General features: G+C 49.9%; 16 protein-coding genes. 13 read left to right on the top strand and 3 right to left on the bottom strand.

Going from position 1 to position 21,445, the window contains the following annotated elements:
- Window positions 1–36 precede the first annotated feature (36 nt).
- The 5 genes from AC0YN4_RS12755 (at window position 37) to AC0YN4_RS12775 (ending at window position 6,094) form a co-directional block, all read left to right on the top strand.
- The gene (locus AC0YN4_RS12755) at window positions 37–495 is read left to right on the top strand and encodes a DinB family protein (RefSeq protein ID WP_475781831.1); all 459 of its coding nucleotides are present in this window, start codon (window positions 37–39) and stop codon (window positions 493–495) included.
- A gap of 156 nt (window positions 496–651) precedes the next feature.
- Window positions 652–2,664, top strand: a complete 2,013-nt coding sequence (locus AC0YN4_RS12760; RefSeq protein ID WP_475835937.1) for a bifunctional diguanylate cyclase/phosphodiesterase — start codon at window positions 652–654, stop codon at window positions 2,662–2,664.
- Between the two features lie 117 nt (window positions 2,665–2,781).
- Window positions 2,782–4,629 (top strand): UbiD family decarboxylase, encoded by a 1,848-nt coding sequence (locus tag AC0YN4_RS12765; RefSeq protein WP_475835938.1) that lies wholly within the window; start codon window positions 2,782–2,784, stop codon window positions 4,627–4,629.
- A gap of 24 nt (window positions 4,630–4,653) precedes the next feature.
- Window positions 4,654–4,965: a hypothetical protein gene (locus tag AC0YN4_RS12770; protein WP_475781834.1), complete on the top strand. Its 312-nt coding sequence runs from the start codon at window positions 4,654–4,656 to the stop codon at window positions 4,963–4,965.
- A gap of 142 nt (window positions 4,966–5,107) precedes the next feature.
- Window positions 5,108–6,094, top strand: coding sequence for a cell wall hydrolase (locus AC0YN4_RS12775; RefSeq protein WP_475835939.1), 987 nt, complete (start codon window positions 5,108–5,110; stop codon window positions 6,092–6,094).
- 54 nt (window positions 6,095–6,148) lie between these two features.
- Here AC0YN4_RS12775 and AC0YN4_RS12780 read toward each other — a convergent pair whose 3' ends face one another.
- The 3 genes from AC0YN4_RS12780 to AC0YN4_RS12790 are packed head-to-tail and all read right to left on the bottom strand — an operon-like array spanning window position 6,149 to window position 9,938.
- Window positions 6,149–7,303, bottom strand: coding sequence for a Ger(x)C family spore germination protein (locus AC0YN4_RS12780; RefSeq protein WP_475835940.1), 1,155 nt, complete (start codon window positions 7,301–7,303; stop codon window positions 6,149–6,151).
- Window positions 7,300–8,379 (bottom strand): GerAB/ArcD/ProY family transporter, encoded by a 1,080-nt coding sequence (locus AC0YN4_RS12785; protein WP_475835941.1) that lies wholly within the window; start codon window positions 8,377–8,379, stop codon window positions 7,300–7,302. The genes AC0YN4_RS12780 and AC0YN4_RS12785 overlap by 4 nt, the downstream gene beginning before the upstream one ends.
- Before the next feature lie 11 nt (window positions 8,380–8,390).
- Window positions 8,391–9,938 (bottom strand): spore germination protein, encoded by a 1,548-nt coding sequence (locus tag AC0YN4_RS12790; RefSeq protein ID WP_475781838.1) that lies wholly within the window; start codon window positions 9,936–9,938, stop codon window positions 8,391–8,393.
- A 214-nt stretch (window positions 9,939–10,152) separates the two neighbouring features.
- On the opposite strand from AC0YN4_RS12790, the gene AC0YN4_RS12795 reads away from it, so the two are divergent.
- The 8 genes from AC0YN4_RS12795 to ggt all read left to right on the top strand — a co-directional run bounded on the left by AC0YN4_RS12795 (window position 10,153) and on the right by ggt (window position 21,307).
- On the top strand, window positions 10,153–10,404 hold the full coding sequence (locus AC0YN4_RS12795) for a YolD-like family protein (protein WP_475781839.1): 252 nt from the start codon (window positions 10,153–10,155) through the stop codon (window positions 10,402–10,404).
- 419 nt (window positions 10,405–10,823) lie between these two features.
- Window positions 10,824–11,762, top strand: a complete 939-nt coding sequence (locus AC0YN4_RS12800; protein ID WP_475781840.1) for a phytanoyl-CoA dioxygenase family protein — start codon at window positions 10,824–10,826, stop codon at window positions 11,760–11,762.
- A 118-nt stretch (window positions 11,763–11,880) separates the two neighbouring features.
- Entirely contained in the window at window positions 11,881–12,678 is a 798-nt protein-coding gene (locus tag AC0YN4_RS12805) for a hypothetical protein (RefSeq protein WP_475835942.1), read from the top strand.
- A 187-nt stretch (window positions 12,679–12,865) separates the two neighbouring features.
- A complete protein-coding gene (locus tag AC0YN4_RS12810) occupies window positions 12,866–15,496 on the top strand; it encodes an SLC13 family permease (RefSeq protein ID WP_475835943.1) in 2,631 nt (876 codons plus the stop codon).
- A 304-nt stretch (window positions 15,497–15,800) separates the two neighbouring features.
- The gene (gene allB / locus AC0YN4_RS12815; RefSeq protein ID WP_475781843.1) at window positions 15,801–17,210 is read left to right on the top strand and encodes an allantoinase AllB; all 1,410 of its coding nucleotides are present in this window, start codon (window positions 15,801–15,803) and stop codon (window positions 17,208–17,210) included.
- A gap of 24 nt (window positions 17,211–17,234) precedes the next feature.
- A complete protein-coding gene (locus AC0YN4_RS12820) occupies window positions 17,235–18,482 on the top strand; it encodes an allantoate amidohydrolase (RefSeq protein WP_475835944.1) in 1,248 nt (415 codons plus the stop codon).
- On the top strand, window positions 18,469–19,713 hold the full coding sequence (locus AC0YN4_RS12825; protein WP_475781845.1) for a pyridoxal-phosphate-dependent aminotransferase family protein: 1,245 nt from the start codon (window positions 18,469–18,471) through the stop codon (window positions 19,711–19,713). Before AC0YN4_RS12820 ends, AC0YN4_RS12825 begins: the two co-directional genes overlap by 14 nt.
- Entirely contained in the window at window positions 19,706–21,307 is a 1,602-nt protein-coding gene (ggt, locus tag AC0YN4_RS12830) for a gamma-glutamyltransferase (RefSeq protein ID WP_475835945.1), read from the top strand. The genes AC0YN4_RS12825 and ggt overlap by 8 nt, the downstream gene beginning before the upstream one ends.
- Window positions 21,308–21,445 lie beyond the last annotated feature (138 nt).

Genomic DNA, 21,445 nt, shown 5'->3' on the forward strand with positions numbered 1-21,445 from the left:
ACTACTTGCAGAGAAACCTAAGGAGCACGCCTTCACATGACAATGATTAATGGATTTATTGCAGACTGGCTGAGCCATCGCAGAGTTCTGCATCAAATGCTGACGGATGTAACGACCGAACAGCTCCAGATGAAGCCATGGGAGCAAGGCATGTCCCTGTCGGGGCTTGTCCTGCATATTACCGGTTCGATGGGCATGTTTGCCTCGACGGTTCAGAATGGAGCCTATTCGCCGCCCGTTCCTCCGAAACCTTTCGCGACAATCGATGAGCTCAAAGCTAACATAGAGGCCCAAACCGCACAAACTGAAGCGATTCTGAGAACGATCACACCGGAGCATTTGGATCAACCGATCGATTTTTTCGGGAATGTCCTCCGAGGCAGCGTCTTGCTTCAGAATGCCAAGGATCATGAAATTCATCACAAAGGTCAGATGTTTATCTATTTGCGAATAGCAGGTATCGATAAGCTGCCGTTTTTCGTCAGTCGAGGATAGAGATTACAAGAACGAAGCCACTTCGATGAGAAGTGGCTTTTTTCGATCTTTTCAAACAAAAATATATATTTCTGCTATCAGAGAAATGTCGAATAACATATAATAGGAATACATAATTATTTCGTTCGGAAAGAGGGGATTCCCATAGAACAACACATGCAGGGTCACTTTAATATATGGGTTGTCTTTCTATCATTTGCTATTGCCGTGATGGCCTCCTATTCAGCCTTGAATTTAGCAGGTAAAATTACACGATCAAGCGGCAGAACGAGAACCATTTGGCTAATTGCAGGCTCAGTGGTCATGGGGATGGGCGTCTGGTCCATGCATTTTGTCGGAATGCTGGCCTATCACATGGATACGAAAGTTACATACGATACGACTACGACGATTCTATCGTCGCTTGGCAGCATCTTGGCTTCGTTCATTGCCTTTCGGATTACGGCCAGAAGTCAGTCCAGCCCGCTGAGGTATGCTTTAGGCGGATTGATTATGGGATGCGGCATCGTGGCGATGCATTACACAGGCATGAGTGCGATGCGTATGCCGGGGCAAGTGACGTATGACAAGGCGTTATGGTTACTATCGGCATTTATCGCACTAGCAGCTTCCTATGCCGCACTTTATTTGTTCCATAAACTGCGTTACTCTCCTGATTTCACGTTATGGAAGCTCATCTCTGCAATTGTGATGGGCATTGCCATTTGTGGCATGCATTATACGGGAATGGCGGCAGCGAAGTTTACCGTAAACAGTGAGATTCAGCATGTAATGGATAACGGAGAACCGCAGTTTTTTCTACTGTTCGGCGTAACCGTATCCACCTTCTTCATATTGGCTGTTTCGTGGGGAGCCGTTTTCTTCGATCGACATGTACTGGAGAAGATGGCCTATTACGATCAGCTGACGAATCTGCCTAATCGACATGACTTGCAGCGGTTTTTCAACGAGAAGAATGATCGCCTTGAGCAAGGCGCTTTCCTCTTTATTGATCTGGATCGCTTCAAAATGATCAACGACACGCTAGGACATGATGTTGGCGATTTGTTGCTACAGCAGGTGGCGGACCGCTTGCGATTATGTGCCGCCGACGGGGAATTGATATTCCGACTCGGGGGCGACGAGTTCCTGATCGTCACAAGAACACCGGACATCGGCGTATTGGAGCAGCTGGCCAATAATTTGTTGAACCAGATTAAACAAGCTTATTTCGTAGAAGCACATGAACTGTATGTGACTTGCAGCATCGGAATCAGCCATGCTCCGTTTCATGGCGTAGACCGTTCTTCGCTGCTTAAAGCAGCGGATACGGCGATGTATGCCGCTAAGGTGGATGGCAAGAACAGATTCCGGATCTTCGATGAAGAGATGAGCCGCAATCAGATACGCAAGCTGGTGCTGGAGAAGGATATGCGCAAAGCGATGGTACATGGCGAGTTCGCGATCATGTATCAGCCGAAATGGGATACGGGATCCGATCAATTGAGCGGCATGGAAGCTTTAATGCGCTGGCAGCATCCGGAGCTCGGCGCCGTATCGCCGAGTGAATTTATTGCAGTAGCAGAAGAAACGGGCATGATTATTCCGATGACACGCTGGATGCTGCAAGAGGTTTGCAAGCAGAACAAATCCTGGCAGGAGAACGATAACATTTTCACTTGTATTTCGGTGAATATGTCGATTCGGATTTTCGAAAGTCAACTGCTGTTTGAGATGGTTGATGATGCACTAAGGGCTTCGGGATTGCAGGGAAATTATTTGGAACTGGAGATTACGGAATCGATTGCGAAGAGTGATGTGAACGATATCGTCAGTCAGCTGCGCAGCATCCGCGATCTTGCTGTGAAAGTGTCGCTTGATGATTTCGGTACGGGCTATTCCTCACTCGGCACATTGGACGAGCTGCCGGTGGATACGCTGAAGATCGATCAAATCTTTATTCACAAGAGCGCGCAGCTGTCCAAACAAGCTATTATAAGCAATATCATCGCCATCGCGAAGAACTTAAACCTAGAGGTCGTGGCCGAAGGCGTGGAGACGCAAGATCAAATCGATATCTTGCAGTCCAGAGGCTGCCATGTGATGCAAGGCTTCTATTATAGTAAGCCGATGACGGCTCAGGATATGACAGTCTGGCTGGAGCAGAAGCAGCAAGCGGCTGTGGTGTAACAAGATCAACACTTCTTACAGAGCGTTCCGAGACCATTCGGCACGCTCTTTATTTTCTTAATGATAAGGCTATAATGAAAGATAGCAGATAGGAAGCTCAGAGATTGGAGTCATACGATGAATTATCGGAGTTTGGAAGAATGCATTATGGACCTGGAACGAAACGGTCATTTGGTCCGTGTACGTGAAGAAGTGGATCCGCATCTGGAGATGGCGGCCATCCATATGAAAATGTTCGAAATCGGCGGTCCTGCCTTATTATTCGAGAATGTCAAAGGTTCGAAGTTTCGTGCGGTATCCAACCTCTTCGGAACGGTGGAACGCAGTAAGTTTATATTCCGGCATACATGGGATTCGGTTCAGAACGTGATTGCGCTGCGCAATGATCCTATGCAAGCCCTTAAGAACCCCTTCAAGCATATCGGAACAGGCCTAGCCGCACGTAAAGCGCTGCCGGTACGGAAATCCGGCGGGCAGCCTGTTGCCATGCAGGAAATTCAAATTAGCGATCTTCCCCTGATCAAACATTGGCAGGATGATGGCGGTGCCTTTGTCACCTTGCCACAAGTGTATACGGAAGATCCGGAGAAGCCGGGCATTATGAACTCCAATTTGGGGATGTATCGGATTCAGCTTAGCGGCAATGACTATGAGTTGAACAAAGAAATTGGCGTCCATTACCAAATTCATCGCGGCATCGGCGTTCATCAAAAAAAAGCGAACAAACTAGGCGTTCCCCTCAAGGTTAGCTGCTTTATCGGCGGTCCGCCTGCCCACACCTTGTCTGCGGTGATGCCGCTGCCGGAAGGCATGAGTGAGCTTACCTTCGCAGGTTTACTCGCGGGACGTCGTTTCCACTATAGCTATATCGATGGCTTCTGTATCAGCAATGATGCCGATTTCGTCATCACAGGAGAAATCCACCAAGGCGAGACCAAGCCGGAAGGTCCTTTCGGCGATCATTTGGGCTATTACAGCCTTACGCACGAGTTCCCGGTTATGAAAGTGCATAAAGTATATGCAAGGCCGGGCGCTATCTTCCCGTTCACCGTTGTTGGCCGCCCGCCTCAAGAGGACACGGCCTTCGGCGCACTCATTCATGAACTGACAGGGGATGCGATTCAGCAGGAAATTCCCGGCGTCAAGGAGGTCCATGCCGTAGATGCGGCAGGCGTCCATCCGCTCCTGTTTGCGATCGGCAGCGAAAGATACACGCCATATGCACAAATCAAACAGCCGGCAGAGATTCTGACCATCGCGAATCGCATTTTGGGAACAGGACAATTGAGCCTGGCGAAGTATTTGTTCATCACAGCCGAAGAAGATCAGCCGGTGGATACGCATGATATTGAAGGGTTTCTCACCTATATCCTAGAGCGGATCGACCTTCAGCGTGATATCCATTTCTATACGAATACGACCATCGACACGTTGGATTATTCCGGAACCGGATTAAATTCCGGCAGTAAGGTGATTTTCGCCGCGGTTGGGGAGAAGAAGAGAGTGCTGTGCCAAGAGGTTCCGGAGGTCCTGAGAGATCTTCCGGGGTATGAGCATGCCTCGCTTGTCATGCCGGGCATCGTTGCTATTCAAGGACCTGCATTTAGAGATTACCCCGAAGCTGCTCAGCAATTCCAGGCGTTATCCGAGGCGATTCATGCCAAAGGCTCGATCGATGGGTGCCCGATGATTATTGTTTGTGACGACAGCCAATTCGTAAGCGAAACGTTGAATAATTTCTTGTGGGCGACCTTCACGCGAAGCAATCCCTCCCATGATATCTACGGTGTAAACAGCTATTACGAGTTCAAGCATTGGGCATGCGATAATGTCATTATCGACGCTCGCACGAAACCGCATCAAGCGCCGCCGTTGCTGCAGGATCCTGTGGTGGAGGAGAACATTAAACGCTTCTTCGTCCAAGGTGCCAGCTTAAGCGGCGTCCATCAACTGCATAAAGCTTAATCAACATCATATTGGAGGCCGATTATGAGTCAGCGTTATCGCATTACGAGATCGTTACAAGCCCATGAGGATTTAGCCGCACAAACGATTTCGCTGGAGGAATGCAAGAATTATTTTGCGTCTAAGCCTGATTTTACCTATACATCCGTATTTACCGTGAAAGGCGAGACGACCATGTCCATCGAAGGTGATTTCTTCATGTGGAGCTATGGGGATAGCCAGATCCCGTTCCGTCATTATCAAGGGGATCTCTACGTTTCCGGCACGAATGAAGCGGTCATTCCGAAGATGGTAGAAGTGGCAAGCGACCTAGTTGCAGACATCGAAGAAGGGTAATTGTTCATTTCAGCATGGAGCAAAGTTAAAGTTTTTATTAATTCTGTGAAAATGTTAATCCTACAGGTGCATTTAGCTGTGTTATAATTTTGCCCAGAGCAAGTTTGGCAGATTTATACTACGGATGAGCTTGGAGGTATTCATGATCAGACCATTCAAGCCGCTTATCGTAACGATGGCCTTGGCATTACTTCTGATTGGAATTGGGCCAAAGTCCATCGTTTCAGCAGCGGAAACTACGAAGAAGACCCATATTGCGATTGAACTGAATGGCGAGACGGTGAAACTGGCCGATCCTGCAATGATGGTAGAGAACAGAACCTACATACCTGTGGCTCGAGTTGCACAGCTGCTTGGCGCGAAGACAAGCTGGAACAAAGTGAATGAGGAATTAACGATAAACACAGCGCTCGGCGATAAGATTGTGCTTGGAAATGAAGTTCCGGTCGTTTATTTCAACGGTGCACGTTACCGGATGGGAGCTCTCCCGTTTCTGGCGGATGACAGGCTCTATGTTCCTTTGCGTCAGCTCTCAGAATTGCTCCACGCAGAATTGAAATGGAATGCCGACACGGATGTCATTGAACTGAAGACAGTTGAACCCGCAGCGATTACAGAAGAATATGGCTTGGACCAAATCAGTCAGCAATTCGATATCTCTAAGGAAGAACTCCTGAAGCGTAATGCTCTATCAGGTGATTCGAAGATTGCCGCTGGAAAGAAGCTTAAAGTTGTCATTCCTTCGTTCTTTAATAAAGCGGCCAAACCTTTCACAGAAGCAGATCTGATGCTGCTCGCCAAGATTACGATGGTGGAAGCCGGTTATGAATCGTATGAAGGTCAGCTTGCATTAGCTAATGTGATTCTAAATCGAGTGAAGAATTCGAAGTTCCCGGATTCGATCCGCGATGTCATTTATTCCGGAAGACAGTTTCCTCCGGCCCATAACGGGATGCTGGACAAGAGCCAGCCGAATGCAGGTGCGCTGCGGGCAGCCAAGGATGCGCTGAACGGGAAGAACAATATCAAGGATGCCGTCTATTTCTTCAATCCTGCGGTCTCCCAAGGACCATTCTGGTCCGGTCTTGAAGTCATTTCAACTATTGGCCATCATCGTTTTGCCAAATAAACGTAGAAGCCCACGATCATGATCGTGGGCTTTTCTCTTGCCTTGCCGCTCGTGTTACAAAGGACTATACAAATCGACGACCCCTGTACTCTTAATCGCGACTTTCATCTTGATGTTCACATGCGCATCCGCGAACGCAGCACCCCAATCATCCTGAACAGGCTTCCAGGCTTTATACTGGTAAGCTCTGGCATATATGCCGAATCCAAAAGGGTCAATTTGCTTGTCCTGACATTTATAGATGAGCTGCTCGAACTGCTGCTGAAGTTTAGCTGCAATTAAACGCTGTAATTTGGGTGTCGTTTCCTTGGCGAGTTCTGGATTATCGGTTTGCAGCGTCGATATGATTATATTGAGCTGCATCGTTACGTCATATATAAACCTTCCATCTCGTACGTTTGTATCCACGTCGTAGATGCTTTTTACAATCTCGAACGCTACTGCATTCTTGACGGCTTGATTACTATCTTCACTTTGTTCTTGAACGCCATCCAATTCGAGAATGAACGAAGGCGTCCCTATAAATTGATGCTGTAAGAGGAGAAACAATGTTGTTTCTTGAAGCGAGAAATGCTCAGTAAACTGACCTTTCTTGTTCAACAATGCAGTTCCGGTTACAACAACGTTTTTCTTCTCTTTCCTTACCTGCGTTAAAGAGGCTGTCATTCCTTTGTCTTTCATCTCTCGCCGCAGCTCCTGCAAATTCCTTGAAACCGTAATGTTGCTTTTATTCGCCGTTTCAATGAGCTTCCGTACATGAAGGGAGAGGCGCGGCTTATCAATCGGCTTATAGTGAAAGATGCTCTCGATCGGCCCGTCAACAACGACTACGATAGGCGTCTCCGTCTGCTTCGGGACGCGATAGAAAAGATCGAACATATTATACCAATCTTTCTGCTGTAACAGTCGCTTGCCAATTAGAATCGATTGGAGCTTCCCGCCGGTTGTAATCCCTGTTAACATGGAGTCGAATTTTGCTCGCGCAAGCCTGATTGAATCTGCACGTACGGACGCGGTTTCGGTTTTTTCCTGCGCTTCTTTATAAAAGACAGGGCTCTGTGAGTAGATGACAATTTGATTATCCTCATCGACATCAATGCCGAGCATGAGTGAAATGGAGGCATCCTCCAGATTCATCTGATCGTAGCAGCCGGGCAGCAGCAGCACAAACATGGCTAGTGTAAGGAGCACCTTGAGGATGCGGATCATTGTAGTCCTCCTTTACGCGTGAATACACTTGTGTATGCCAATAAGAATAAAGGAAGAGCAAAAGAGAAGTACCACCCCACCTGACCGAACCTGAGAAGGAGAGAAGCAAATCCAGTACTGGAAGGTCTATAAAAGGTTGATACTAGAAGCACTACAATCATGGTGAGCCTAACAAAGGGTTCATGGTCTTGTTTTCCCAGAAGCTGACTGATCCCAAACGTGGATGCATACAAATAAGAGGTCCATACGCGAAAGATCAAGAACAAATAGGCGACCAGGACGATAATTTCAATCCGTTCCATGAAGCGAAATTCTATAATCTTTAATACTTTTAAAGTTGGATATTTGTACGAGGTAATATCGTCCGGCGAGAAAAACAGGAAACAAATCAGGATCACAACCATATAGATCACAAGCGTGATCGTATTTCCCACGATAATACCCATTGCCGCCTTCTCTTTATGTTTAAGGAATGGATACAGAATAAAGCTGATTTCAAACCCGAGGAAAGAGAGTCCGGTCGGGTTTACCGCTTTCAGGACTGGCCCCCATCCATCTTTGAGGACCGGCAATAAGTACAGCCAGTGCGCTTCTTTCAAAGGATACAGGATGACGAGCATAATCCACATGAAACTCCAAAACGTGATTTCCGCATATCTCGCTAGAATGCGAACATTGTTACGGGCAAGCTGATAGGTGGGCAAGGCAAACAAGAGTACCAATAAGAAATTCGGCGTATTGGCTAAGAGCTCTAATTTGAAGAAGCCAACAGCGGAAAAGAACGATACAAAGAAACCGCACATGAAAAAGACGATCATACAGCTATTCAGGATAAACCCCAGTACTTTGCCGAAGTAGCGAGGAAAAAGATCGTAGATCGTGTCATCTTGGTGTTTTTTCATCACTTGGACAATAAAGAGACTGGCAAGAACGGCAAGTGCCCATCCGATCAGAAGGGAAATCCAGCCGTCCGTTCCGGCATACATCGCTAAATCCGCCGGCAGCGACAATAAACCAAATCCTAACTGCGTCGAGTGGATCATTAAGATATATTGCATCACCGTTATCTCGTTCAACGCATATTTTTTCAACTTTTATCACCTCGGTCAGAAGCTTGCTTCTTACTCTGAATGCCTCTGGCACTGAGTGGACGCGTAGTCATTTTCCAAATCGGCAAACGGATGATCGTATCCTTCAAATCTCTAAACCTTACCGGGCTGAAGGGACTGAAGTAAGGGGTGCCAAGCGACTCAAGCGAAATCAAATGGATGAGCAACACCAGCATGCCAATGGCTACGCCAAGGATGCCATAGATGAACGCAACCAGCATCATGGGGAAGCGAATTAATCGGATGGCGGATGACATGTCGTTATTTGGGATAATAAACGAAGATAGCGCTGTTAGCGAAACAACGATAACCATGATATTGCTCACGACACCTGCCTGAACAGTCGCTTGTCCAATTACAATGGCGCCGACGATCCCGACGGTCTGGCCAATCGGAGCCGGCAGTCGAATCCCGGCTTCCTTCAGCATTTCAAGTGTAATTTCCATAATCAATGCTTCAAGAATCGGAGGGAACGGAACGCTTGCCCGGGATTGCCCGACCGATAATAGTAACCGAAGCGGGATGACCTCGAAGTTATACGAGATGACCGCGATATAGAACGAGGGCAAGAATATGGTAATAAAGAAGGCGAGAAACCGCAGTATCCGAATAAAGGACGACACCTGCCAGCGATTGCTGTAGTCATCGATCGTTTGGAAGAACATCACGAAATTGGCAGGACCGATCAGAACCTCCGGAGACTTATCGATCACGATGGCTAAGCGGCCTTGCAGGATTTGCGATGCGACGGAATCCGGTCGTTCCGTCGTAATGAATTGCGGAAAGGGAGAGAACGAGTTATCTTCGATGAACTCCTCCAACTCACCGGAGGATAGGATGGCATCAACATCGATTCGGTCGATTCGGTCGATTAACTCTTGAAGCAATTGCGGATTAGCTACGTCTGCCAAATATAAAATACTGATTTTGGTCATCCCGCGTTCTCCGACACTGGTTTCCTTTATTTTCAATTCCCGGTTCGGAATGTATCTTCGAATAAGGGCGATATTTTGGCATCCCGTTTCCACGAAGCCTTGGTGAGCACCTTTCAATGAGGCTTCCATTTGGGGATCTTCAATGGCTCTTTGCGGCCAGCCATATGTATCTAGAAGAGTAGCCGTGCTAGTATGCTCAACAAATAGGACACTTGTTCCTTGCAGAACGGCCTGCTCGATTACATATAAATCCGTTGCGGCTTTGATCCCGCCGACGGTAATAATATGTTCGATTTGAGGATCGGCTATGGTTTCGTGCATAAGCGGCCGAAGGATATCGTTATTAATGGCAACCTTGTCCGTCATATTATCGAGATAGATCAAGGCTGCGCGCTCTTGCGTCGATTTAATTAGAAATCGTCGTGTAATGAGTTCGGGAGATTCGGTGAGCAAGGATTGTAGATCAGATATATTGGTGTCCAGTTCACTGCTGATCAGCTTCGTAGCTTGCGGCTTCTTCGCTTGAGCTGCCGAACTGTGATGCCGGCTGTTTTGCCGTTTTCCTCGCAGTATGTAGCGAAAAAATCCCATCGTCGAATACCCCCAGTACGCTCAATATGGTTATTTTGCGACAGATTGGAATATTTATGCACCTTGGCAAGTTGATCGCATTCTAGCAGCACAATTTTTTATTTATAGTAGAAATAATTTGGTATAATAGGAAGTCCAGGGCTCTTTAGTAGACGCTTGGCTGCAATTTAACAATAGACATAACGGATTCATATATAAATGGGGAGTGACAGTAGTGGCTAAAGCAAAGGTTCCAAAAAGGCCGACGCGAGACGAGTTTGTAATGGAGGAATTGGGTAATCAATTGGTTGAAGCGTATCAAGAGGAATCCATAATCGTGTTATCGGTGTGGGGAAAAGAAGAAAGCGTGCAAGGTCAAATCGTCACGATGGATTCGCGGACCGGTCGGGTGCATGTCGAGACGGCCGAGGGCCTGCAGAAGGTGCCGTTTATGGACATCATGCAAGTGAATTATCCGAGAATGTAAAACAGAAGCACAAAAAGCAAGAAGCAAGAAGCTGCCGGCTGGTACCGGCAGCTTCTTGTCGCTTTCAACTGAACAGCTCGATTGTTAGAGCAGAGCTTTTAATTGAAAAGCTAACGAACCGTAGAGATGTTATTTGGATAAATTTCTCGGTTCTGGATAGCTAATGAATCGTAGAGGTCTTATTATGGGGAAATTGGCTCTTAACTAGATGTGAAACGCCAAATAGGGCCTCCACGATGCGCCTAGCCTCTCAGGTAGGAATATTGTTGGCAGAACCTCCGATAATTGTTAGCAATCCTGAGGAGTTTCCTACGATATTCCTATCAGCTTATGATAATCCTCTCTCGCTCTGATTCCATAAAAGCGCTAACATAAGGACAAGCAAGTTCAACCATCTCATTATTTAGGGAGTGTTCAGATTGCCCAAAGTACTTACAGAAGAACAAGTGAAGCATTTCATAGACAAAGGCTGGGTTAAAGTCGAGGAAGCTTATCCGCGGGAAGAAGCGCTTAAGGTGCAGGATTTCTTGTGGGAGGAGCTGGCGAAACGGGGGGTGCAACGAGAAGATCAAACCACTTGGACGGAACCTGTCGTTCGGCTTGGCGACTATGTTCATCCCATCCATAACGGTTTGAACTCGGATCGACTGACGGGCGCAATTGAAGATTTGATCGGTGAAGGCCGCTGGCAACTGGGCAAAGAAAGAGAGAATGTCAGCTGGGGCGGTTATATCGTCAATTTCGGACCGGAGGTGCCGGGCAACTGGCATTACGATGGCAGCCATTTCCGTCATTACCTGGATAGCTGGGAACAGGGCGTACTTCTCGTTTGCTTGTTCTCCGAAGTTAACAAAGGCGGCTCGGGAACGTTGGTTGCCGAAGGCTCCCATAATATTGTGGCTAAGATGCTGGAGAAGCACCCTGAAGGCATCGGCCTTGGCGAGGCGATTCGCGAGTGTAACAAGCACCCATGGCTGGCTGATTTGCTGGGCAAGAACATCCCAGCTTCCGATGACATCTATGCTGCAACGCCTTCCGACAATCGTCAAGCGAAGAAAGAGCGTCTGCAGAAGTTTAAGGATACGGCTTACGAAGATCCGGACGGCTACTCGCTTCGTGTAGTAGAGACAACAGGAAAACCCGGCGACATGGTGATTTGTCATCCGTTCCTGTACCATGCTCCATCCGACAACGAGCTTGGCGTTCCTCGCTTCATGTGCAACCGTGTAGCGCCAACGCATGAACGAATGAATTTCAATCGGGAGAATCCGGAGGATTACTCGGTTGTGGAACGCATGATACGTACAGCTCTCGGCCTGAAAGACGGGGAACCGTGTACTTGGTCCAGAGCGGAATAAATAAGGAAGAGTTCACGATCATGATCGTGGACTTTTCTTTATTTCATTGTAGGAAAGTGGTTGTCATGATAGAATGACGACAATGATAATCATTTTCATGTGAGGTGAAGAGATGACAATGGCTTACGATTTTTCCTTAATTAAAATGTATTTACATATCTCGCCTGAGGGAGCCGATCATATTCTGGATGAAATGCCGGCCGTGGATTTCTTTCAACCTGCTCGCTTAGATGACATGCTGCGCAAGACAGGGGAGACGGTTCAAGCGAGTGACAACCAGCTGGCGGGCTCATTCTTCGGCACTTCTCTGTGCAATCTATGTATTACGAAGCTGTATTTTCTGTCGGCGTACAACAAGGTGCTGGACTTATCCCTCGATCATCTTCTATTTCAAATTGATTATGAAGAAGGACATGGTCACGCTCATCTGGGCTACAAGATTAACCAGCTCATTACGCAAGATATTCCTTCGGAGAATGGCGAGGCCTTCGTATTGGCGGATTGGGAGCAGTTCATCGTTACGACGGTTAGGCCGGCGGTCGAAGCGATTGCAAGTGCAGCATCGATGAAGCCGGAGCTGATTTGGCAGCAGTTTGGCGGATTAGCGGGCATGATGATGGAGTTCGTTCATGCTATGCAGCTGCCGGAGCAAGTGAAGGATGGGTTTAATTATCATTTCAAGCTCCTCACAGAGTCGATTTCCCTTGAAGTCTTTAACCGTAAACGGAATCCGTTTCAGTGGACCCGCCGCTATGTAGCAAATCCTTTGAAGCCTGACGAGAACTGGGTCATGCGATCCTCCTGCTGTTTGTTTGACCGCCGCGTCGATGGGACCAAATGTTATGTCTGTCCGCGAATGACGCCGGAAGAGCGGGATGTTAGAGCCAAAGAGATGCTGGAAAGAATACCTTCCTAAACCGAGCCAAGTGACGATATAGAGGTCATCAAACACGCCGAATGCGGCGTGTTTTTTGTTGTCTTTCATGGCGGCAACCACGAAGCTTTGAAATTATTGATACGTAAAGAAGGGAACCAGTCGGTTTATGTCGTAAATCATAGAAGATAATGTGAAGCTATAGGTCAAAAGTTTGGGAAGAGGGTCCATGAAACTAATTGAAATTGAAATGTTCAAGCAACTCACCAATATGGAGCTGGCTAAGCTGCTCGGCAAGCTGGAGAGGCTAACGCTGCAGGCCGGAGCTACCTTGTTCGAACAAGGTGACCCCGGAGATAAGATGTATATTATCGACAGCGGCACGATTGAGCTGTTTACGCGTTCGGATGGGATGCGACACTCGCTTGCTTTTCTAAGTGAAGGTGACACGCTTGGGGAGATGGCTCTGCTCACCGGCGAAGCTCGTTCAGCCATGGCGGTAGCGACAACCCATGTCGTGTTGATGCAGCTGGATCGGGAAACCTTCGACCAACTCATAACGGAGCACCCGACGATTTCGGCTTATTTTATCAGATTAATCTCGCAGCGTTTGATGAATACGAATGAACGCTTGCGCGATTCGAAGGAAATGCGGACGCATTGGATCATGCAAGAGCTGGAGCAGCTGCCGGAACCGCTTGTCCAATTCCTGCTCTGGTCCGCTCATATGGCGAAGGTTCATAACCAACTGATCGAGCTTCGCTTTGGTTTCTCACTTCAAGAGCAGATCAAGCAATACCCGGCTATGACCAAATTCCTATCGCTAGATAATGATGACAGTGGCGAGCAACAGTGGAGCCATATCAAGCAGGAAGCCAAGTCGGCTTTGATGGAAATGGCAACTGCTGCGTACAGCTACAAGGAGAAACGGCAATGGACCGAGGATGCGCAAGCCTTCTATACGGAACAGGAACAGTGGCTCGCCCTAGCGGCTATGTACAAGGATGAGGGCAATTGGGACAAAGTCGTACACACTGTCATTAGGCAGCAAGCGATGTCGGAGTCGCAAGAACAGGACATGTTCAGGCTGCTCACGGAATGTCCGATCGAGGTATTGTTACGCTGTAATCCTGCACTGGAGCTGGCTGTTCGATTAAGTATGCTTCATGGCGCAGAAGAGGGCCTTCGGATCGTCGAATATGCCGTAAGAGAGGGAACGTTAAATGACAAAGCCGTACAGCTCATTGCCTTGTATGAATGGGGAGCTGAGCTAAGCCGACTGCTGCATAATCGGCATAAGGCACTGGATTACTTGCAGCTGGCAGAAGCAGCGGCACAGGCGTTGTCAGGCCGCAGGCCGCATACGATTCAAGATGAGGAACGGGAATATCAGCTGGCCCAGCAGAAGCTGACCAATCGCAAAAGCATGTTCTTCGCTGAGCGGGCAAGCCGCCTTATTAATCCGAGTCAATGGGCTCGCTGGCTTGCACTTGTAATGGCGATAAGCATGATTGTGATTTTCGGCTTCATGCCGCCGGTCGCCGGCCTGTCTGACAAGGGCATGCTGTTCATCGGAATCGCCATCGCAGCGGTTATTCTGTGGATTGTCAATATCATCCCGGACTATATTGTAGCGTTAGGGATGGCCATGCTGTGGGTGCTTGGAGGCGTTGCAAAACCGGAGGTGGCCTTATCGGGGTTCGCTTCCCCTACGTGGCTGTATATGATCTTCATCATGTCGATCAGCGTGGTCATTACGAAATCAGGCATCCTTTACCGGCTGTCCTTACATGCGTTAAAAAGATTTCCGCCGCATTTTCGCGGTCAGCTCTGGGGAATCGTGGCGGGAGGCATTGTGCTGAATCCACTCATTCCATCCTCTTCCGCCAAAGTTTCACTGGGGGTTCCGATTGCCCAAACGTTATCGGAGTCGATGGGCTTCAAGGATCGCAGTCATGGCGCTGCCGGGCTGGGGCTCGCTGCCATGGTGTTCTACGGGTTTACAGCTCCTTTTGTATTAACCGGATCTTACACCAACGTGATGGCGTATAGTTTGGCGGGAGCAGCCAGGCCGGTCACATGGCTGGAGTGGGCGCTGTACGCGCTGCCGGCTTTCGTCGTCTTCGGGGCGGTCATGCTGGCTGCGTTATCACTTATGTTTAGAGGTAGTACGATAGCAGTCAAACAAGTTTCCGGCAAAGTACTCGATGAGCAAATTCGTTTGCTGGGGCCTTTGACCAATGAGGAACGAATATCGGTGTGCACGGTGGTCGGATGTATTGTGCTCATGATGCTGCAGCCTTTGCATGGCATAGACAGTACGTGGATTATGCTGATCGGCTTCTCGGTTCTCGTCATAAGCGGCGTGCTTGACAGGCAGTCGCTCATTAGCGGCATCGACTGGACGTTCCTGATCTTCCTTGGCATCGCTTTTAGCTTCGCCAATGTAGCCAATGAGCTTGGTATCGTGGAGTCGCTGACTGATTTTCTGGGTTCCAACATGTCGTTCTTTATCAGCTCGCCTGCGCTGTTCTTGACGGCAGTAATTGTGCTGTGCTTTCTTGTGACGCTGATCGTCAGAGATGATCCGGCGGTTATCCTGCTTGTGACGGCACTGCTTCCATTATCCCAGCAGGCTGGGGTGCATCCTTGGATCTTGGTATTTGTCATCTTGCTCTCAACAGATCCGTTCTTCTTCAGCTATCAGTCTCCTACTTATTTGACTGCCTATTTCAGTTCGGAAGAGCGAGCGTTCAGTCATCGACAGGGGCAAAAGGTTGCTTTCGGGTATGCCCTTGCCGTGCTGCTCGCTGTAGTCGTTTCCGTTCCTTATTGGAAGTGGATCGGGCTGCTGCAATAATGATTTCATTGGAAGAGTCGCGTTTCGCGAGTCTTCTTTTTATTTTGTGTAAGACTATGTAACGCTAGATTGTTATTGTGGTTGCCTGGCAAGCTCGTTCTAGCAGATGATATACAGGCATAGGGTAGTAGTTGTATGAATTAGGAAGTGACATCACGAAATAATCAGGATAATATAGGTTTATTAGTCACTGTTGTGTTATGTTATCTGACATTATTAGTTGGAGTATAGTAAGGCGGCAAACTTTGAGCGTGGGTTCGGGCGAGGTTTGCCGTTTTTGTGCATAAATAGGGAGGTAGGCGAGATGAACGATAGGCAATGGGATCTCCTCATTAAAGGCGGCAGTGTCGTGCTGCCGGATGGAGTCGAGGTACTCGACATCGGAATTACAGATGGGCGAATAACCGGCCTGTCATCGAATCTACCGGAAGCCGCTGCGAATTTCGTGATTTCAGCAGCAGGCAAGCATATTTTCGCCGGTGTTGTGGATGCCCATGTGCATTTCAATGAGCCGGGGCTTGGCGATTGGGAAGGCTTCGCGACCGGTACTGCGGCACTTGCTGCAGGAGGCTGCACTTCGTTCATTGATATGCCGCTTAATGGATTACCGCCTACCGTAAATCTGTCGGCACTGAAGTTGAAGCTGGATGCGGCAGCCGGGGAGAACGGATCGTGTGCGGATTATGCCGTCTGGGGAGGGCTGGTCCCCGGGAATATCGGCGATTTGGCGGCGCTATCCGAAGCAGGAGTTGTGGGGTTTAAAGCCTTCATGTCCTATCCCGGCGATACGGGAGAAGGGTGCTTCATGAATGTGGACGACGAGACATTAATGGAGGGCATGAAAGTAATCGCCTCGCTAGACGGAATCTTGGCGCTGCATGCGGAGGATGAAGCGATGGTATCGGCGCTTGCTGCTGCCAAGCAAGCAGAAGGCAAAGTAAGCCTGCGAGATTATTTGGACGCCAGACCGCCTGCGGCTGAATGGAAAGCAGTGAAGCATGCGCTGCATTTGGCACAGCGTACGGGGTGCAAGCTGCATTTTGTCCATATCAGTACGCCTGAGGCGATTGATCTCATTCGTGAGGCCAAGCAATCGGGGCTCGATGTTACGGCGGAAACATGCCCGCATTATTTGGCTTTCACCGATGAGGATGTGATTCGAATTGGCGCCGCAGCGAAATGCTCGCCACCAATACGCTCTTCACGCGAGCGCGAGGCACTATGGAAGCAGCTTGCCGCAGGAGAGATCGAGATCATCGCATCCGATCACTCTCCTTGTCCGCCGGCAATGAAGGAAGAGACGGGTGGGAATTATTTTGACGTTTGGGGCGGAATACTCGGCGCGCAGAGTTTGCTTGAAGTCATCGTGAGCGAGGGCGGGTTGAAACGCGGTATCCCCCTTCACGTGTTGTCCAGGGCAATGTCGGCTGCGCCTGCTGAACGCTTCGGCTTCGGGCATAAGAAGGGGAAGATTACGTTCGGATTTGATGCCGACTTGGCTATAGTCGATTTGACTTCTCCCTATGTGCTTACTGAGCAGCAGCTGAAATATCGGCATCCGCACAGCGCATATGTCGGCTATGCGTTTGGCTGCCAAGTAGACATGACTCTGCTGCGCGGGAATATCCTTTATAACAGAAGCGCTGAAGCAGGAGGAGTCCGGACGGTGGGTGGCGGTGGGCAGCGGCTATCGCCTCATGTTGCCGGGACTTGAATATGCAGGGAGGGGGAGTCTGTATTGAAGGCAAGCATAGGGACATCAGAGCTGCTTGCGGAACTCGCTGCGATTGGCGTAGATCCGCGTGGAGGCGTCACTCGGCTGCTGTATGATTCAGCCTGGCGGCAAGCGCAGCAAGCGGCTGCTCGTATGATGGCTGATGCCGGACTCGCTGTCACCATCGATGAAGTCGGCAATGTATATGGGAGGTTGGCCGGATCGGATGCCGAAGCATCACATGTGCTGACCGGTTCGCATATCGACACGGTGCCATGCGGAGGACATTATGACGGTGCGCTTGGTATTGCGGCTGGCATTGCGGCACTCTCGGAGCTGCAGTTCAAGTTCGGACAGCCTCGCCGAACGCTTGAAGTGGTGTCGTTCTGTGAGGAAGAGGGCAGCCGTTTCCCGCTGGCGTATTGGGGATCGGGCAATGTTACCGGCTGCAAGAGCTTCGATGGCGCATTGGAAGCAAAGGATTCCGAGGGCATCTTACTTCGCGAAGCGATGGTAGAAGCAGGATTCGATCCGGATGCACATCGGCGAAGCAGGCGGACGGATATCGGCATGTACATCGAGCTGCACATTGAGCAAGGCGAAGTACTGGAGCGTGCGCAATGTGATATCGGAGTCGTAGATGCCATCTGCGGGCAGCGGCGCTATTTCGTGGATATTGAGGGACGAAGCGGACATGCAGGTACGACACCAATGGCGATCCGCGAGGATGCATTGGCAGCGGGAGCGGAAATGATTGTCTGGCTGCGCAAAGCCTGCGTGGAGCATGGGGATGGTCTCGTGGCCACGGTCGGAAAGCTTGACGTCTCACCGAATATCGCCAACGTCATACCGGGTATAATTCGCTTCTCCGTAGACATTCGGCACCGAGATGAAGTCGTGATTACCGCATTCTGTGAGAGGACCTTTCAAGCGTTCGAAGAGGCAGCGGCTCGGCATCACGTCAAGATATCGAAGTCGTGCTGGCTGAGCGAGCATCCTGCTCCAATGAATGCGGCGATACAAGAACGCATTGCTCGCATCGCTGAACAGAAAGGGTATTCGCATATGATGGTCACCAGCGGAGCCGGCCATGATGCAGGATTATTCGCTCCGCAATGTGAGTGCGCGATGATCTTCGTGCCGAGTCAAGGCGGCATCAGCCATTCACCGCTGGAAAATACAGCTCCGGACGCCATCGTGCGCGGTACCGACGTATTAACCGAACTGCTCTATCAACTTGCCTATGTGGAGGAGTCCCATGAAGCGATATAAGGATTTATCTCCCTCGCCACGCATTATACTGACACCGGGTCCCGTCGAGGTTGATCCGCGCGTATCCAGAGCGCTCTCCTATCCGATGCTAGGTCAATTCGATCCGGAGTTTACGGCGCTCATGAATGAGACGATGCAAATGCTGCGCGAGCTCTTCCGAACGTCCAATCGATGGGCTTACCCGATTGACGGTACTTCTCGCGCAGGACTGGAGGCGGTGCTAACCGGACTCATCGAGCCGGGAGACCGGGTGCTCGTTCCGATCTTCGGCCGATTCGGCTATCTGCTCGCCGAGATCTCGGAACGCTGCGGCGCGGAAGTCGTGACCATCGAGACGGAGTGGGGCACTGTGTTTAAGCCCGGCGATGTCATCGATGCCATCGACAGACTCAAGCCGACTCTTGTAGCCATTGTCCATGGCGAAACTTCGACAGGCTGCATGCAGCCGCTTGAAGCGATAGGCCAAGCCTGCCGCGAACGGGATATCTTACTCGTCGTGGATGCAGTCGCGACAATCGGCGGCGTTCCTGTTGAAACGGATGCATGGCAGCTCGACGCCGTGATCGGCGGAACGCAGAAATGCCTATCTGTCCCATCCGGCATGGCACCAATCACGTATAACGATCGGATTGAAGCGAAGCTAATGAAGCGTAAGCGGATTGAGAAGGGAATCCGGCCGGATGGTTACATCGTTGAGGATCCGCAATTATTCATCCGCAGCAATTACTTGGACTTGACGCAGCTGCAGGAATATTGGAGTCCGCAGCGATTGAACCATCATACCGAAGCGACGGCGATGCTGTATGGACTTCGAGAAGGACTGCGTCTTGTGCTGGAAGAAGGACTGGAGCAGCGTTTTGCGCGTCACCGCCTGCATGAACATGCGTTAGTCGCAGGGCTTCAAGCGATGGGACTGACAAGATACGGCGACGACAGCTGCAAGATGCCTGTCGTTACCTGCGTTTGCATTCCCTCAGGCGTAGACGGTGAAGCGGTGCGCAGCCAGCTCCTTGCGGATTTCGGTATCGAGATCGCAAGCTCTTTCGGCCCGCTCAAAGGTCAAATTTGGCGAATCGGCACAATGGGGTACAGCTGCCGCAAATCCAATATCTTACTTGGTTTGGCGGCGCTCGAAGCGGTATTGCCGCTAAATGGAGCAAGCATTATACAAGGTTCTGCAATTTCGGCGGCACTGGCTGTTTATGTGGAAGGGGCGAAGCCGGATGCATAACGTAATGCCGCGATCCTATCGCTATATGGTGACGACACCTCATTATTTGGCAAGCCAGGTGGGAAGCGCGATTCTCCTTCAAGGCGGCAATGCGATAGATGCTGCCGTGGCGGTCAGCGCTGCGCTTGCCGTCATGTATCCGCATATGACAGGGCTTGGCGGTGACAGCTTCTTTATGATTTATTCCGCGCAAGAAGGTAGAATCATCGGCCTGAACGGCAGCGGCAGAGCAGCAGCGGCTGCAAATCCGAACCTGTTCCTGAAGGACGGGCTAAGTCGGCTTCCTGATCGCGGCGTGCAGAGTGCGATAACGGTTCCCGGGATGGTGGATGCATGGTGGGAGGTTTGGTCGAAATACGGCAAGCTGCCTTGGGAAGAGCTGCTGCGACCGGCACTCCGATATGCCGAAGAAGGCATTCCGATTTCGCGCAATCTGCATGTTTGGATGACTCGCGATGAGCAGCTGCTGCGTGCGGATCCTGTTCTGCGCGACTTGTACATCGATCCCGTCATGAATGCGATCAAGCCCGAAGGTGCGAAGCTCAAACAGCCGCAGCTTGCCGAATCACTGCGCATCTTAATGCATGAAGGTCGCGATGCCTTCTATGAAGGCACACTCATGAAAACAATCGTCGATGCGGTGCGGGCGGATGGCGGTTTGCTTGCCGAATCGGATTTCACCTCGCACCATAGTGAGTGGGTGGAGCCGCTCGCCGTGGAATACAGAGGGGTACAGGTTTATCAAATGCCGCCTAATTCACAAGGCTTTTCGCTCCTCATGATGTTGAATATGTTGGAGCTGTTCGATCTAAAGCGAATACCGCGCAGCTCTTCGGCTTTCTATCATTTGGTGACCGAGGTGGTGAAGCGAGCATTTCGCAACAGAGACATGTATCTTACCGATCCGGCATTCCGCACAATTCCGCTGGAGCTGCTGCTTAGTAAGGAAATGGCGGAGCAGCTGGTTAACGAGATTCAGAAGAATCCTGTGCAGGCAAGTGATTTTGACTCCGTGCCCACTGGTCAAGACACCGCTTACGCCTCGGTCGTAGATGAAGAGGGGAATGCCGTGTCCTTCATTCAAAGCCTCTATTACGATTTCGGCTCCGCGTATACGGCCGGGCAGACAGGCATTATTTTGCAAAATCGCGGTTCCTACTTTTCTCTCGATCCTGCTCATCCTAACGTACTGGTTCCGGGAAAACGTCCCTTCCATACGCTTATGCCCGGTATGGCGCTAAAGGATGGAAAACCGATCATGCTGATGGGAACGCAAGGCGGAGAAGGGCAGCCGCAGACCCAGTTGTCGCTTATTACCGGCGTATTGGATTACGGCTGCACCATGCAAGAGGCTATTGAATTACCAAGGTGGGTGTACGGGCGCACCTGGGGCGACGATAGTGATCGGCTCCGTTTGGAGAACCGCGATCTCGGCGATGCCGCTGAGCGATTGAAAGCTTGGGGACATAAGGTGGATTTGGTTGATGGCTGGGACGGCATAATGGGTCAGGCGCAAGGGATCCTCATTGGCAGTGATGGCGTCATCAGTGGAGCGGCGGATCCAAGGGGAGACGGAGCTGCAATTGGCGGCTAGCTTACATAATTTGGTTGCAATCTAATATTTATTTAACTTTTCTATGAAATCTCGTAGGGATCTAATTGTTATACATAATCTTCTTAAACATTTAGCGCTTAAACTTGGAGATAGCTGGAAGTCAACCAGAAACTATTC

The sequence above is a fragment of the Paenibacillus sp. J22R3 genome (assembly GCF_056269305.1).

What these genes read in the sequence shown, in the direction of transcription:
- AC0YN4_RS12755 (WP_475781831.1), top strand. Translation starts at nt 37, where the DNA reads ATGACAATGATTAATGGATTTATTGCAGACTGGCTGAGCCATCGCAGA.
- AC0YN4_RS12760 (WP_475835937.1), top strand. Translation starts at nt 652, where the DNA reads ATGCAGGGTCACTTTAATATATGGGTTGTCTTTCTATCATTTGCTATT.
- AC0YN4_RS12765 (WP_475835938.1), top strand. Translation starts at nt 2,782, where the DNA reads ATGAATTATCGGAGTTTGGAAGAATGCATTATGGACCTGGAACGAAAC.
- AC0YN4_RS12770 (WP_475781834.1), top strand. Translation starts at nt 4,654, where the DNA reads ATGAGTCAGCGTTATCGCATTACGAGATCGTTACAAGCCCATGAGGAT.
- AC0YN4_RS12775 (WP_475835939.1), top strand. Translation starts at nt 5,108, where the DNA reads ATGATCAGACCATTCAAGCCGCTTATCGTAACGATGGCCTTGGCATTA.
- AC0YN4_RS12780 (WP_475835940.1), bottom strand. Translation starts at nt 7,303, where the DNA reads ATGATCCGCATCCTCAAGGTGCTCCTTACACTAGCCATGTTTGTGCTG.
- AC0YN4_RS12790 (WP_475781838.1), bottom strand. Translation starts at nt 9,938, where the DNA reads ATGGGATTTTTTCGCTACATACTGCGAGGAAAACGGCAAAACAGCCGG.
- AC0YN4_RS12805 (WP_475835942.1), top strand. Translation starts at nt 11,881, where the DNA reads ATGGCTTACGATTTTTCCTTAATTAAAATGTATTTACATATCTCGCCT.
- AC0YN4_RS12810 (WP_475835943.1), top strand. Translation starts at nt 12,866, where the DNA reads ATGAAACTAATTGAAATTGAAATGTTCAAGCAACTCACCAATATGGAG.
- allB (WP_475781843.1), top strand. Translation starts at nt 15,801, where the DNA reads ATGAACGATAGGCAATGGGATCTCCTCATTAAAGGCGGCAGTGTCGTG.
- AC0YN4_RS12825 (WP_475781845.1), top strand. Translation starts at nt 18,469, where the DNA reads ATGAAGCGATATAAGGATTTATCTCCCTCGCCACGCATTATACTGACA.
- ggt (WP_475835945.1), top strand. Translation starts at nt 19,706, where the DNA reads ATGCATAACGTAATGCCGCGATCCTATCGCTATATGGTGACGACACCT.